The following is a 14,214-nucleotide window of genomic DNA, read 5'->3' on the forward strand; positions in this document are numbered from 1 at the left end:
CCTATATCTATGATAACTTCTCGCCGTTTTGTTCGTTTTCAGCAAGCCTATCAAGGATTCTTCTTTTTTTATAAAGCATTTGGCCCGTCTCGGACAGGTCTGCAATCATGGATCGGTTTGACCAGGCACCGAAAACAATTCCTGCGATAGGAACCATTTGAAAAAGCTTTTTCCAGCCAAATTGGTCACGGTATGCATAGACAACCTCACGCCATCCCTGTAGTTCTGACATGACTTCACCCTGGCGTCCTGCTGCAGACAGGCTGTTAAGAATAGCCTGTTTACCAACAATATCAGCTGATGAGAATTGCAGGCATTTCACAATAAAGATTCTTTCGTTTTTTTCATTCGGATCATATCCATAAATCAGCGCAATTTCCTGCAACGTCTTCAACGAAGTAGCTAAAAGGGCTGGGATGTCCACTGCCAATGTAAAGATTCCGCCGATGCCTGTACTTGCTCCCTGGAAGGCGGCGAACTTTTTCCGCTGACCGGCCAAATCACTGCATGCCTGGTCCATTGCAGCAATCGGTGCATTGGCTGCATCCGTAAAGGACTCAACTTTGTTCCCTGTGCTTTTTTCAATCAGCTTGAATGCGGCTTTTTCATTGATTAGATATTTTCCGCCTGTCTGGATATAGCTGCCCAATTCATCAAGCAGCACACCAATTTTTTCATGAATAAATTTCGGTGTGATTTTGTCCAGCAGCTTGTAAGGAAGCCGGCCGAGCCGCTCCCAAATCATCAGGCTGCCCTGATCCTTCTCCCATTTCCCGATTAATTCAAGTTCCTTTTGGAGCCATTCATTTGTTTCCAACGTTCCTTCACCTCTACACTAATTGTCCTTTATTTATTTAAAAACCGCAAACTACAAAAGATGAACTAAAGAATCTGAATTTGATTGGAGCGGAAGGCGCGAAGACTCCTGCGGGAGAAAAGGTCAGTGGGAGACCCCGCAGGCGCTCGCGCCGAGGAGGCTCCCAGACCGCCCGCGGAAAGCGAAGCGCCTGTAGCGCAAAGCTATGATAAAACTAATAAGTTCATCTAATGTAGTAATTAACGTAAAAATAGTGTTTTCGGTTTCAAGGAAATGAAATAAAATAGATGGAAATAGGATAGCAGGGTGGAGAAAAACAGTGATAGAACTAAAATTGCGGAATATTCTCAGGCAAGTTAAAAACGACAACCCGCAAAAGCGCTACAATGCACTTGATGAGTTGTTTGTATATAAAAGTACGGAAAACCTTGAAGTCCAAATCGATGTATTAAAGGATATGATAAAAACGGCTGCGGGGACCTTTCCGGAACCAGTAGACAGATGGGATAATCCATCCTATTATTTAACCGATTTTGTCTGTGACTTCCCGATGGCGGAAGTTGTTGAGTCACTCATCAAGCATTTTGATGGACTTAGTCTCCTCGCAAAGGAAAGAGCGACTGAATTCCTTCTAGGCACAGAGAATGAAAAGATTTTCTTTTTCCTTGAAGAAAAGCTTGTAGGGCTTATTAACGATTCCGAGGAGTTTGTTATTCCGGTAACAGAGCTTTCTTCGTATCCCGTTTTATCGCGTGATATCCTGGACAAAACTTTATCAAAATTACAGTCTTCACACTATAAATACATGATGTACGATTTAATTTTGGCAGTGAATGCATCCGGACTGGAACTCGGATATAAAAGCGAGGCTATCCTTCCGTCGATTTTGGAAGACTATCATGGAACAAAACAGCAGTATATGAAGTTTGACAGTGATTATTCTACTAAATACGTTTATTCTTCCTGGAAGGATAATTATTTCTATATCCGCAGCAGAATGAGGCTGTTCATCAGTTTAATGGAGTACTATTTTACGAGTGAAACCGAAAATGAGCTTAAAGAGGCATTACAGTTCAGGGATCCGGTCATTAAGTCTGAGGCAATGTTGGCCTGCTTGGCGAAGAACCTCCCTGTTGAACCAAAAGTGATTTATGACTGTGCGGAGAATATTGAAAGCGCGGAAATGGTTTATTGGGAATTACACAGCAAAAATCGGGAGCACTTGTATCCAATTAAAGATGGAAAGCAGCAGCACCTTGCAAAAACAAGGCTATTCTCGACGATCATCAATTTGCCTGAAGACGAAGAAGGCGTGGGCCATTTTCCCGAAAACATTCAGGTAATCGATAAAATCGATACCGAAAACTTTTATGGACAGCCTGTGCGCTACTTGATGATGAGCTTTGAGGAACTTGGCCGGACGTATGTAGGATGGGTCGGGGGATTTGCCCTTGAGGACGGAGATGATACAGCTCATCTTTGGGACGGAACATATACAGAATTCGTTGAGCTTGATTCCATGCTAATTGACGAGCATAAGCAGGTCTTTTTCAAGAGCCGGGAAGAAGAAAAAGCGGATTATATGAACTCTGTTTATTTTGAAAGCAAGCCAAAGCTCAGCAAAGGGCTATGGTTTTTTATTGCCCTTGTGATTACTCACTGGGTAAGAATTGCGCTTGATGGCTTCCAGGGCCCATTTTGGCCTTCATTGGCATTTACCGCGCTCGGTGGAGCCCTTGCCCTTTATGAACTTCAGAAAAATAAAACCAGGAGCATTTCAATTGTCGGCCAGCAACTGGTGATGAGAGACGGGAAAAAGGCTCAAAACATCGCTCTCCATGACATAAAGCGGGTTGAATATAATAAAAAACATATTATGGTTTACGGCAGAGACAAGCAGCTCGCGTTGAAATTCCCGCTTAAGTGGGTAAGATATGAGCTCTTTTACCACCATATGAAGGAACACACAAGCCACTTAAAAGAAACGCCGTTTGTGCAGCCATATTAAGTTTAAGCCGGAGATTGACTCCGGCTTTTTACATTGGGAGGTTTCTAAGGCTTTGAATTGATGGTCCATGCCAAACCGAACATGAGGCCAAGAAAAATAAATATAAATAAACAGAGCCCAATTCCCCAGTAAGCATATAATCTTGACTGCTTAGACGAGAATAAGCCCATTATCCCAAGCATGAGCCCTGCCATCGGTAGGGTATTGATAAAAAAGTCCGGGAATCCATTCGCTTTTAGGAGCAATCCGATATTCAGACTAAACAATGCAATCAAAGCTGATACAAACGATAAGAATCCAGCAATAGACGAGATTCTATGGAGTTTTTGTTTATACTTCCCTATTTCCAGTTCCATAATTTCACTTCCCCTACCTTCATACTGCGAACGAGTTCATCGTTTTCCAGAGTACGCAGTGCAGGTACTGGTCCAGTAACGACCGCCCCATATACATGGATTCCGTTCGCTTTTAGATACTCGATTCTTTCGGTTAATACTAAGGATTTTGAACTGCTAACTATTGTCGCTGTTTCCTCATTTTTTTCAAGAAGTTCCAAAATGTCCATGAATACTTCCTCGTTGCTGTGATCTCTGCCGTTAAACGGAGACCAAGTCGTCTGGTCAACCTGGGCTGGATAACCGATTGGTGATACAGGCACTCCCTCCTGGTCTAATTGTTTTGCTTCAAAACCAGTGTCTACAGCAAGCCAGCGAACCTCAATATCATCCCCAAAACGGTTTTTAACCTCTTCAGGATCCAATAGTTCATTAAGGGATAGATATACCTCAGCCACAGTTCCATCAGGAAGGCCTTCAAGAATATTCCATTCCACAGCTCGGCCAAGAGGCGCTGGGGCATCCGGGTGAACTAATATCTGAGGATCTTGTGTAGAAATCTCCGGCATCGGCCTATCAAGCAACATATTTCTTTTCGGGAAGCTCGGTTTATCAAAAGCATGGTAAATTTCATATTCCCCTGCCTTATAATCTTCCTTGCCGATCCTTTTAAAAACGTCAAATGTTAAGGTCATTGAGAAGAATCCTATATCCTCTTCTAGTTCCATCTCCTCCAAACTCATATTTGGTTCGGTAACATAAATGGTTTTGGACGCAACCTCAATTAAATTGTTAGCTTTTCCGCCAATCACATAGTAAAGATAGGTTCCCAGCGTCATCACAGGAACAATCAATAGTAATAATGCAAGGCTGATAAGGATATTCGTCAGCAAAGCAGAATGTTTACTTCTTTGGACAATCCGTTTTTGTTCTTTTTCATCATGTGCATGAGTTTTCTCAAATTCATTTATAGATTCGTTAATAAATGAAGTATAAATATCTACATCCGATTTATTATTTTTATCCTTGTCCTTCATACAAGTTCCTCCTTTCTTTTACCCTCGCTATGATCCTTTTTCGTCCCCTGTACAAATGGCTTTTCAATGTGTTAATCTTCATCCCCAAAATTGCTGCTGCATCCTGATTACTCATCTTGTGCAGGTCGCATAACAGAATAACATGTTTCTCTTCCTCTTTTAATGAGTCTATATCTTGAAGGAGAAGCTGAAAGCTTTCTTTTTCAAGGATGCTTTTTTCAGGCGACGAAATTGGCATTGAAGCACTTTCTTGTACTTCCCCCACTTTATCTGTAATGACCAGCCTTTTACTTTTCCGCGTTGAGTCTATAAAAGCATGATAAGCTACCTTAAAAAGCCAAGCCTTTATATTGGAAATCTCCTCATCGGCCAGTTGGATGTAGGCACGGTAGAAAGCCTCTTGCACTAAATCCTCAGCAGCATGGTGATCTTTTGAAAGGGAAAATAGATAGCGATATAAATCTTTTACATAAACCCGATAAACCTCATCCAACTCCAACCTTTTTCCCCCTTTCAATACATCCACGTTTCGACACTGTAAAAAGTTGCAAAATACATAAATTTAATTGAACATTTTTATTTATTGATTTGGACTGCATTTATTAACGTATAAGAATCTCTTTTTCAAAACTAGAATCCTTTATTTCAGGTACTTCCCATCACTTTTCTAAAATGCTACTCTATATGTATCTACTCTTCCGATACTTTCAATCGCTTTTATAAATAGAAGGGAGGACTTCGAATTGGATTTCCATCAATTATTTGTTTTTACAAAAGTTGTCGAACATAAAAGTTTCTCAAAAGCTGCAGAAGAAATATTCCTCAGCCAATCAACTGTGTCATCCCATATCCAGTCGCTGGAGAAAATGCTCAACGTCAAGCTGTTTGACCGGGTTGGCCGTGAAAATATCCTGACCCCGCATGGAAAACGGCTTTACGAGTGGGCACAAAAATTACTGCTCATGAAGGATGAAGCCTTACTCGACTTGAATCAGGGAATGGCAGAATTTCGCGGTGTCATCACGATGGCCGCTAGCTCGGTACCCGGCCAGTTTATCCTTCCTAAAATGGTTAAAAGTTTTAGGGATGAATATCCTGCTGCCACTTTTAATATCTTACAATTTCCTTCCCGAACTGTGGCAGATAAAGTGTTGAGCGGTGCTGTCGATTTTGGTGTACTAGGTGAAAAGTATGAAAATGAAAAACTTGAATACTTTCCCTTATTAAAAGAAAAGTTGGTGCTTGTGACCCCTACAACAATTAAATTGAAAGAAAAGGTTAAAATTGAGGATGTTGCTTCATATCCATTTGTTATGCGGCATTCCGATTCAGGAACGAATTCAATTCTGGAGCGGTTCTTGAAGAAAAACAAGTTGCCAAAGGACCAATTGAATATCATTGCGTATACCGATTCAGGGCAAAGCTTAATCCAATTTGTCAGGCAGGGAATTGGAATTTCCATCATGTCTGAAATCGCGGCAAAGGACTATGCCGAACAAAAGCTCGTAAATCTCTATTCCATTGAAGGCTTTGAAGATGACCGCTATTTTTATTTGGTTTACAACGTAAATAAGACACTTCCGCTAATCTCGAAGTTATTTGTTGAGTTTGTGACCAAGAACAAAGGGTTTATCCTGAAGGACAGCGAATAGATAAAAGCCTGGTAAGTAGATAGAAGAGTTAGTTAGAGGGGGATTGGGATGGCTTTAACAAAAACACAGCTTGATGAAATAAAACATTTACAGCAACTATGTGAACAAGAAGGCGGATTTAGCCTTAAGCTCAATTGGGATATGCTGCAGTCACGCAAGCAGGGCAGCAAGGAGGATTTCTTTCATTACGAGAACGGGATGCTAGTTGGCTTCCTTGGTGTTTATGGTTTTGGCAACAAGGTCGAAATTTGCGGGATGGTCCATCCGCTTTACCGAAGAAAAGGGATTTTCACAAAGCTATTAAATGCCGGGGTAACGGAGGCAAAACAAAGGGGTGCAAGGGTGATCCTTTTAAATGCCCCTGCTGGTTCCCAGTCTGCAAAAGGCTTCCTTACCCAGGTCCCAAATCGGCATCATATGACTGAATACCAAATGAAATGGCAGGGCCAGGAACCACATCGACATCAAAAAATTGTGCTTCGCCCTTCCAGTGAAGAAGACAAAGCTCTTGAAATTCGGCTCGAAGTCGAGTGCTTTGGGTTCGCCGAGCAGGAGGCGGCTGAATTTTACGATGAACTTAAGGCTGCAAGCAGCGAAGAATTTTATATCATCGAGGCGGACGATAAGCCGGTCGGAAAAATGCGTGTAGACCATCCTGATGAAGAAGCATGGATATATGGTTTCGCAGTCCTTCCCGAGCATCAGGGCCAAGGAATTGGACGTAATGCACTTGCCTGGATCATTGAAAAAGAACATAAGAATGGTTTTCCGGTCTTTCTCGAGGTTGAGGCAAAAAACGCCCATGCCCTTGGATTGTATGAATCTGTCGGTTTCAAATCCTTCCACGCCCAGGAGTATTATGAATACATTGTATAAGCGAAAAGCGCCTCTGCCGGTACGGCAAAGGCGCTTTTCTTATTCCCAATAGTTTTTCATCAGTTCGGTTGACCATTCAGGCTGCTTAATCTCTTCCTGCGGCAAAAATTCCTTCATAACTGGCTTAATATCTATAACCGGAGTACCGTCAATAGCATCGAGTCCCGCTACAGTTAGCTTGCTGCCTTCCACTTTTACCAAACGGACAATTGTCGAACCAATCCTGTTTGGACGGCTCTTGCTTCTTTGAGCAAAAATCCCGGTCATTGGCCAATCCGGGTTGTTCCTCGGCCGGCGGGCACATGTTTCAATTTTGTCTTCACCGACAAGATGAAACAGGAACAAAATTTCAAGGTGTGAAAAATCCTCAATTCCCTTTAGGCATGTACCATCCAGGATTTCGTTCATTTCAATAACGGAGGTGACTTCTCCCCAATGATCATCTTCTGGTGTTTTACGAGAATTTAGCACCCTTCCTACTGGCTTGACCATAAACATGACGATTCCTCCCATTGAGAATATTATGCAGTTTCCATTATATCCAATTAATGAATTTGGCTTTCAAACAAGGCGTTTCGCTTATTAAACTTTGTCATCACTTTAAGCAGGACGCCGTTAGCCACCAGAAGCACCAGGCCAATTACAAACAAAAGCAGTGGGCTCAGGAAAAATAAACCTGTTGCCTGGCTAATCAGGATTCCAACAATCGGCAGGACCAACAGGCCGCCAAACTGCTGGGCCTCCTGAAACGTCTTCACTTTTGCAGACACAAACACATTCAGGATAATTGTAAGTAATACTAATGCAGGGGTAACCCAGAACATGACCAAAAGCCAGACACTTTTCAAAAATAAAAGCTCCTTGAAATATGGGTACGTTATAAGATTGATGACAACTACATCAATAAAATAGACAGCAAACAGAATCCCTAAAGCGGGCAGTAGTGAGGCAAGAACTTTGCCAACGAATAAATCGACAACACTGATCGGGGCAAACAACAGTGTTTCGAGTGTTTTCCGTTCCTTTTCCCCGGCAAAGCTGTTGGAAGCCGTAACCGACGAATTAATAATAGCGGTTAATAGAAAAAACGGGATCGACATAAAAGATAGGAAAAAGTAGGTGAACTTGCTGCCTAAATCCGGCAATGAAGCCAGCAATTCCGCCATATCCCTGTCCGGGAAACTGGCAATGAAAGAGTTAATCGGCTTTTCAATATCCTTAGCATCGGCAGCAAACACATTGGTATGGAGTCCAAGATATGCCATCACCGATGGGAGAACTGTACAAAGCATAAGAGCAACAAAAATCATTGGCACCCAAACCTTCTTTGACGAGAAGGTTTCCTTTATATCTTTCTTTGCGATTGCGGTTATAATGGCTCTATTCATAGGAGCTATCCCCCTTAATTTTGAAGTACAAGGATTCAAGGCTCCTGTTGGTTATTTTGCATTCATGTATCCAAGCTTCCTTTAAGATTTCATTCAGCAGGTTAGGGATTTGATTTTTGGACTGGAGGGTGAATTCCAGCTCGTTGCTGGCTTTGCGTATAAAAGAAAACCCTCGATGGGTCTTCCCTAGCGGAGATAGGTTTGTCTCAACTAACAGCTTTATTTCGGCTAAATATTTGTTTTCCAGCTCCTGTTTTGTGCCCGTTTCGATCATTCGGCCCTTTTTTAGGAAAAGGTAACCATCGCAAATTTCTTCGAGCTGATGAAGGACATGGGAACAAATCAGAATCGAAACGCCTTCCTTTTCATTCACTTCCTTTAAGTAGTGAATGACTTCATTTATCCCCTCCGGATCCAATCCATTTGTAGGTTCGTCCAAAAAGAGGAGTTGTGGCCTATGCAGAAGTGCTTTTGCCAGAGCCAGCCGCTTCTTCATACCTGTTGAAAAGGTGCCTACCTTTTGGTTTTCAACTGCCTTCAAGTTAAACTGTTTAAGCAGTTCATCAGCACGTCCCGTTTCCTTTACACCGTAAATTTTCGAAAAAAACGCAAGGTTGTCTGAAGCGCTCATGTCGTGGTAGAGCGAGGCACTTTCAGTAACGATGCCTGAACGTTTCCGTATTTGGTCACCTTCCTTCATCGGGTTATATCCCAGGATGCTCATCGAACCGCTCGTAGCGTCAATAACTCCATTCATCAGCCTGAGCATTGTCGTTTTACCGGCACCATTTGGCCCGAGCAAACCATTGATGGTCCCTTCCTTAATGGAAAAACTGACATCCTCCAAGATCACTCTTCCGGCAATTTGTTTATGTACATTCTTTACCTGAATAATATCCACCAATTCCCCCCCTTTAAACATGTTCTATCTATTTTTATCTTAATCTACAATACTGAAAAAATCGATATATGAATTCCAGTATTATCCTTATTTTTTTACAGATTGAGATCGTTCAGAAAGGTAGTATTCTGTATACTATTAGTTCTCTAAGGCGATTGCCTAGTGATACTCCGAGTACTGCTAGTGATAACTAACTATTCGGGAACCTTGACTTCATGAATGTGTGGTTGAGTTGTTTTTATGGGACGAATTTCTCTTCACTGAGCACTGGTCCGTCCCTTAAATTAGTCCTTTGTAGTACTACTCAGAGTACTACCAGTTTTTTTTGCTGATTGCCTAGTGACACTTCGAGTAATGCTAGTGATAACTAACTATTCTCGAACCTTGACTAGTAAGAAAGTGTGGTTGAAGAAGGTAGTGATTTGTAGTACTACTCAGAGTACTACCAGTTTTTTCTGTTGATTGCCTAGTGACACTTCGAGTACTGCTAGTGATAACTAACTATTCATGAACCTTGACTAGCAAGAAAGTGTGGTTGAAGAAGGTAGTCATTTCTAGTACTACTCAGAGTACTACTAGTTTTTTCTGCTGATTGCCTAGTGATACTCCGAGTACTGCTAGTGAAAACTTACTATCCATGAACTGCGACCAAGAATACAAAAAAAGGACCCCTTAGGGTCCCATTTCACATGTTTATGCATGGCCTTCCAATTTTTCCTCCGGATCTTTCTTTTCCTTTGACAAAAACCAGCCTGCTAATGCAATTAATATGAGCACTGCATAAAATGTTAGTTTCCAGCCTGTTGACGTTGCAAAGCCTTCCGGCAATACAGCAAGTGCCGGATGGGAAAGTGTGTAAACAGAAAGCTTAACGCCAACCCAGCCTACAATAGCGAAAGCGGCAATTTCAAGCCCTGGCCTTGTTTGGAGAAGCTTCACAAAGAAGTTTGCTGCAAAACGCATTATTATTAATCCAATCATCCCTCCAGCAAAGATAACTAGGAACTGGCCACCATCAAGGCCGCCTATCTGTGGCAAATTGGTTTTAGGGAGACTGACAGCCAGTGCTACAGCAGCGAGAATGGAGTCTACAGCAAAGGCGATGTCAGCCAATTCAACCTTGAATACAGTTCCCCAAAACCCGGATTTCTTATCAGGTTCATCTTTTGTCTTATCTTTATCTTTATCCTTATCCTTTTTAAGGACCACTTTTCTGACAATATGATTAATCGAAATGAACAATAGGTAAAGGGCGCCAATGGCCTGTACCTGCCAAACATCGACAAGGAAAGAAATAACGAACAACGAAGCAAACCGGAACACGAATGCTCCTGCTAGTCCATAAAAAAGTGCTTTCTTTCTCTCCTCCTCAGGCAAGTGTTTTACCATAATAGCCAGCACGAGGGCATTATCTGCGGCGAGCAAGCCTTCAATTGCAATCAGTAAAAGCAATACCCATCCGTATTCCAGTAAAATTGAAAAATCCATTTATATACCTCCAATGATTGTTTAACAACTGTTGACAAAAATTATTCTAATATAATCATCAATCAGGTTCCCGCTTATTTTGTTTTAAAACTTGGGATTACATGGACACCTGAATTGAGAAACAGCATTTTTTGAATGCTTAAATGTAAAGTGAATCAAGATTGTCTGTAGTTTTCCCCGTATTAAAGAATGAAAAAGCATCATCATTTTGAAATAAGCTAGTTATTATTTGCTAATTTCTCTTCAATCCGTTTTTCTATTTCATCCAGCTGCTCTTTATTCTCCAATAACTCATCCTTGTTCGCTTTGATAAGCTCGGAAATTGGAGCCTTTTTTGATTTTCTCACTTGGTTTCCCTCCCCTGCTGTTTTTGATAAGTTACAATCAGTTGATCAAGCCTTTGGCTTTGCCAGATCGTCTCACAGCTTGATAAGCCTCTTGTTTCCACAAGGACTTCAAGTTTTCTTTTCTCCTCTAAAATGGATAACAGTAACGATTCTTTATTTTCCATCGTGCCCTCCAATAAAATAGAAAAAGCCTTCACCATTTTAATTGGCAAAGGCTTCCAGGAGGAAAAAATAAAGACCCTTACCAATGAGGTAAAGGTCTTGCTAACAACGGTAATGTTGCCAACAAAGCCGAAGGCAAATGCCCCGTAATGACGACCATGTTGTAAAAGCTACTCCCCTTTAGGAGAAAACATATTCAAACTGATACCACTACTATATAGGAGGCTGACCTTGTTCGTCAATCCATACGAGTGAATTTACGAAATCTTTACAAACCGTTCAAGCGAAAAAATCTTCTTCACAATTTGTCGTTATTATGGTATATTAATTTTGTCGTTTTTTTCACTTATTTTTGCGGGTGTGGCGGAATCGGCAGACGCGCTAGATTCAGGTTCTAGTGGGGGCAACCCCGTGGAGGTTCAAGTCCTCTCATCCGCATTATTGTTTTACGAAGATTGCGCAGCTCTCTCTCTTGGTGCACAACCTTGCGTTCCCGGGAAGTTATGGACATGCGGGGCGCAGGTTCAAATCCTGGCTTCCCGGCAATATCAAATTTTTTTCTGCCTGCGGGTGTAGTTTAATGGTAGAACTCCAGCTTCCCAAGCTGATGGCGGGGGTTCGATTCCCCTCACCCGCTCCAACTATACGGAGAAGTACCCAAGTGGTTCAAGGGGGCGCACTCGAAATGCGCTAGGGCGGGCAACCGCTGCGTGAGTTCGAATCTCATCTTCTCCTTATACCAAACCGGTCCAGTGGGCCGGTTTTTTTATGCAAAAACAGGACCGGTGAATATTCACCGGTCCTGTTTTTGTTATTTTCCAAGGAAAGAGTTGAGCATCCAAACGTGTTTTTCGAGACTTGCATGGATCGCCAGCAACATGTCGCCAGTCGTTTCATCTCCCGTTTCATCCGCAAGATCCATTCCTTCTTTTAGTTCACCAATCATAATTGAGAAGTCATTAACAGTCGCCATGACCATCTCAGTCGCACTTTCCCCTCCAGCAGCTTCCTTGACTGAAGACAACTCGAGAATTTCCTTCATTGTAGCAACTGGCTTGTCCCCTAATGCGAGAAGCCTTTCAGCCAATTCATCAATATGAAGGTTTGCCTCATTATAAAGTTCCTCAAATTTCGCATGAAGAGTAAAGAATTCAGGACCATTTACATACCAGTGATAATTATGGAGTTTAATATATAATACACTCCAGTTCGCAACTTGCTTATTTACTATTGCAGTTAGATTATTACTCATTTTCATTCCTCCTCTTTTTAGCTCTTGTTTGCCCATACATAGTATAGCCCAACAATTTCCTTTCCCCTAAGCAAAAGGGGAAATGTTCACAATGATGTCAAATTAGGCACATTTTAAATATACCCTCAATGTACTGAATCAATCATTTCCCAGTGATTTTAAAAAATTTAGAAAATAAGTTGACATCCAAAAAAAATGCTTATATAATTTAAATTGAATTAAGTTATCTCAATTTGAAGATGTTTTAAATAACTATTTTGGAGGAGAAAAAAATGGCAAAAACTAAATGGGTCATTGACCCTGCACACAGCAGCATTGACTTTTCGGTAAGGCATATGATGATTGCAAATGTAAAAGGTACTTTCCAAGCGTTTGATGCGGATGTACAAGCGGATGCAGCAGATTTAACAACTGCGAGCATTACATTTTCGGTAGATGCCGCAAGCATTGACACCCGAAATACAGACCGTGACAACCATCTTCGTTCAGCTGATTTCTTTGATGTAGAAAACAACCCAAAAATCACCTTCACTTCAACAAGCATTACAAAAACCGATGAAGGGGAGTACGATGTTACTGGTGATTTGACCATTCGTGGCGTAACCAGACCTGAAACGTTCTCTGTCGTATATGAAGGGGCTGGAAAGGATCCATGGGGTAACCAAAAAGTAGGATTCAGTGGTTCAGGTGCAATCAACCGTGGAGATTACGGGCTGACCTGGAATGCTGCGCTTGAAACTGGCGGGGTTCTTGTTGGCGACAAAATTAAAATTTCTTTTGAAATTCAAGCAACTCAAGGTGCAGAATAAGAATTCATTTTAAAAGTGCGGGGAGCCAATCCCCGCACTTTTATTTTTTCAATATCATGAACTTGACATTAGCCAGAGTCCTACTGCTCATTTGAATCAGGAAAAACTCTTTATCATAGTGAAAAATTCCTATTTTTCCATAAATAGTGAACTTATTTCCGAAAGTTTGGTAGATTAGTAATATGGTAGTGAAATTTGTTTTGCTATGAAGAATGTAGTCGAGGAGTGTCATGGGATGAAGAAGATTTGGAAATACGGTGGAGTATTTGCCTGTACTGCAATTGCAGTCACTGCATTTGCCTTATCATTTAAAGATGAAGCGGCTTCCGCTCCGCCGCAGACTAACACTGCCACCTTAGCTGAAACCCCAATTCCAGATACTTCCTTTCAAGAGGCACCAACCGCGGAAAGATATTTGCCTTCCAAGGACATCCCGGTCTGGCTGCCTGATAGCATTTTAATGGATGTGCCGCTGTTCAATCAGATGGCAGCACCAAGGCTTTATAATGGCTGCGAAGTAACAAGCCTGGCAATGATTTTAACCTTTAAAGGTATAGAGGTTACAAAAAATGAGCTGGCAAAGTCTATAGAGAGAGTTCCTCTTAATTATAGAAACGGAAAAAAAGGGAATCCGAATGCTGGTTTTGTTGGTGATATGGAGAATGGGCCCGGGCTCGGTGTTTATCATGAACCCATTTTTGATTTGGCAAAAAAATACGCCGGTGACCGGGCGGAAAATCTAACGGGCCAATCATTTGACATGGTAATCGAAAAACTTGCCGATGGGTCACCAGTTTGGGTAATTATCAATACAATCTATGCCCCTCTTGGAAAAGGCAATTTTGCTACATGGGATACACCAGATGGGCCAGTAGACATAACGTTCAAAATGCATAGCGTAGCGATTACCGGGTATGACGAAACCCATATTTATGTAAACGATCCGTATGGAACGAAGAATTTGAAAGTTGACAGGCAAAACTTTATCAAGGCCTGGGAGCAGCTGGGAAGCCAGGCAATCACCATTAATTAGAGAAACAGCGGATTCCGGATGGACCGCTGTTTTTGTGTATATTAAGTCGTTAGTACTTTTATTACTTGTATAAATTTTGCGGTCACTGGCGGGCAGCCCTTTTTAATTT

Annotated in this window: 16 protein-coding genes and 3 tRNA genes; 8 read left to right on the forward strand and 11 right to left on the reverse strand. The window is 41.7% G+C overall.

Annotated features, from left to right (window positions below; all coding sequences use genetic code 11):
* Positions 1 to 7 precede the first annotated feature (7 nt).
* On the reverse strand, positions 8 to 817 hold the full coding sequence (locus A8F94_RS07730) for an EcsC family protein (protein WP_066197978.1): 810 nt from the start codon (positions 815 to 817) through the stop codon (positions 8 to 10).
* A 319-nt stretch (positions 818 to 1,136) separates the two neighbouring features.
* On the opposite strand from A8F94_RS07730, the gene A8F94_RS07735 reads away from it, so the two are divergent.
* A complete protein-coding gene (locus tag A8F94_RS07735) occupies positions 1,137 to 2,825 on the forward strand; it encodes a hypothetical protein (protein ID WP_066197981.1) in 1,689 nt (562 codons plus the stop codon).
* 44 nt (positions 2,826 to 2,869) lie between these two features.
* Here A8F94_RS07735 and A8F94_RS07740 read toward each other — a convergent pair whose 3' ends face one another.
* Genes A8F94_RS07740 through A8F94_RS07750 form a run of 3 tightly spaced genes read right to left on the reverse strand, consistent with a single transcriptional unit; the run spans position 2,870 to position 4,696 of the window.
* The gene (locus tag A8F94_RS07740) at positions 2,870 to 3,181 is read right to left on the reverse strand and encodes a hypothetical protein (protein WP_066197983.1); all 312 of its coding nucleotides are present in this window, start codon (positions 3,179 to 3,181) and stop codon (positions 2,870 to 2,872) included.
* Entirely contained in the window at positions 3,166 to 4,197 is a 1,032-nt protein-coding gene (locus tag A8F94_RS07745; protein WP_066197986.1) for an anti-sigma factor, read from the reverse strand. Before A8F94_RS07745 ends, A8F94_RS07740 begins: the two co-directional genes overlap by 16 nt.
* Positions 4,181 to 4,696 carry a sigma-70 family RNA polymerase sigma factor gene (locus tag A8F94_RS07750; RefSeq protein WP_066197988.1) on the reverse strand — a complete coding sequence of 172 codons (516 nt, stop codon included), beginning with the start codon at positions 4,694 to 4,696 and terminating at the stop codon, positions 4,181 to 4,183. The genes A8F94_RS07745 and A8F94_RS07750 overlap by 17 nt, the downstream gene beginning before the upstream one ends.
* Positions 4,697 to 4,940: 244 nt before the next feature.
* Here A8F94_RS07750 and A8F94_RS07755 point away from each other — a divergent pair, with 244 nt between their 5' ends.
* Together A8F94_RS07755 and A8F94_RS07760 are read left to right on the forward strand one after the other, a co-directional pair.
* Positions 4,941 to 5,849 (forward strand): selenium metabolism-associated LysR family transcriptional regulator, encoded by a 909-nt coding sequence (locus A8F94_RS07755; RefSeq protein WP_066197990.1) that lies wholly within the window; start codon positions 4,941 to 4,943, stop codon positions 5,847 to 5,849.
* Between the two features lie 48 nt (positions 5,850 to 5,897).
* On the forward strand, positions 5,898 to 6,725 hold the full coding sequence (locus A8F94_RS07760) for a GNAT family N-acetyltransferase (protein ID WP_066197992.1): 828 nt from the start codon (positions 5,898 to 5,900) through the stop codon (positions 6,723 to 6,725).
* A gap of 39 nt (positions 6,726 to 6,764) precedes the next feature.
* Here the strand turns inward: A8F94_RS07760 and A8F94_RS07765 are convergent, their stop codons facing one another.
* From A8F94_RS07765 to A8F94_RS24875, 6 genes are all read right to left on the reverse strand, one after another.
* Entirely contained in the window at positions 6,765 to 7,223 is a 459-nt protein-coding gene (locus A8F94_RS07765; protein WP_066197996.1) for an SAM-dependent methyltransferase, read from the reverse strand.
* A 47-nt stretch (positions 7,224 to 7,270) separates the two neighbouring features.
* Positions 7,271 to 8,113, reverse strand: a complete 843-nt coding sequence (locus A8F94_RS07770) for an ABC transporter permease subunit (protein ID WP_066198000.1) — start codon at positions 8,111 to 8,113, stop codon at positions 7,271 to 7,273.
* Positions 8,106 to 9,035, reverse strand: a complete 930-nt coding sequence (locus tag A8F94_RS07775; RefSeq protein ID WP_066198003.1) for an ABC transporter ATP-binding protein — start codon at positions 9,033 to 9,035, stop codon at positions 8,106 to 8,108. The genes A8F94_RS07770 and A8F94_RS07775 overlap by 8 nt, the downstream gene beginning before the upstream one ends.
* 672 nt (positions 9,036 to 9,707) lie before the next feature.
* Positions 9,708 to 10,502 (reverse strand): TerC family protein, encoded by a 795-nt coding sequence (locus A8F94_RS07780; RefSeq protein WP_066198005.1) that lies wholly within the window; start codon positions 10,500 to 10,502, stop codon positions 9,708 to 9,710.
* A 218-nt stretch (positions 10,503 to 10,720) separates the two neighbouring features.
* The gene (locus tag A8F94_RS25355; protein WP_139070048.1) at positions 10,721 to 10,849 is read right to left on the reverse strand and encodes an FbpB family small basic protein; all 129 of its coding nucleotides are present in this window, start codon (positions 10,847 to 10,849) and stop codon (positions 10,721 to 10,723) included.
* Positions 10,846 to 11,013 carry an aspartyl-phosphate phosphatase Spo0E family protein gene (locus A8F94_RS24875; protein ID WP_175384372.1) on the reverse strand — a complete coding sequence of 56 codons (168 nt, stop codon included), beginning with the start codon at positions 11,011 to 11,013 and terminating at the stop codon, positions 10,846 to 10,848. Before A8F94_RS24875 ends, A8F94_RS25355 begins: the two co-directional genes overlap by 4 nt.
* 352 nt (positions 11,014 to 11,365) lie before the next feature.
* On the opposite strand from A8F94_RS24875, the gene A8F94_RS07785 reads away from it, so the two are divergent.
* From A8F94_RS07785 to A8F94_RS07795, 3 genes are all read left to right on the forward strand, one after another.
* Positions 11,366 to 11,449 (forward strand) — tRNA-Leu (locus tag A8F94_RS07785).
* Positions 11,450 to 11,577: 128 nt separating this feature from the next.
* Positions 11,578 to 11,651 (forward strand) — tRNA-Gly (locus A8F94_RS07790).
* A gap of 7 nt (positions 11,652 to 11,658) precedes the next feature.
* Positions 11,659 to 11,746: transfer RNA gene (locus tag A8F94_RS07795), tRNA-Ser, on the forward strand.
* A 76-nt stretch (positions 11,747 to 11,822) separates the two neighbouring features.
* Here the strand turns inward: A8F94_RS07795 and A8F94_RS07800 are convergent.
* Positions 11,823 to 12,263: a Dps family protein gene (locus A8F94_RS07800; RefSeq protein WP_066198008.1), complete on the reverse strand. Its 441-nt coding sequence runs from the start codon at positions 12,261 to 12,263 to the stop codon at positions 11,823 to 11,825.
* Between the two features lie 272 nt (positions 12,264 to 12,535).
* On the opposite strand from A8F94_RS07800, the gene A8F94_RS07805 reads away from it, so the two are divergent.
* Together A8F94_RS07805 and A8F94_RS07810 are read left to right on the forward strand one after the other, a co-directional pair.
* The gene (locus tag A8F94_RS07805) at positions 12,536 to 13,072 is read left to right on the forward strand and encodes a YceI family protein (protein ID WP_066198011.1); all 537 of its coding nucleotides are present in this window, start codon (positions 12,536 to 12,538) and stop codon (positions 13,070 to 13,072) included.
* A 235-nt stretch (positions 13,073 to 13,307) separates the two neighbouring features.
* Positions 13,308 to 14,105 (forward strand): C39 family peptidase, encoded by a 798-nt coding sequence (locus A8F94_RS07810; protein WP_066198014.1) that lies wholly within the window; start codon positions 13,308 to 13,310, stop codon positions 14,103 to 14,105.
* Positions 14,106 to 14,214: the final 109 nt, after the last annotated feature.

This window comes from Bacillus sp. FJAT-27225, assembly GCF_001685025.1.
GTDB lineage: Bacteria > Bacillota > Bacilli > Bacillales > Cytobacillaceae > Bacillus_D.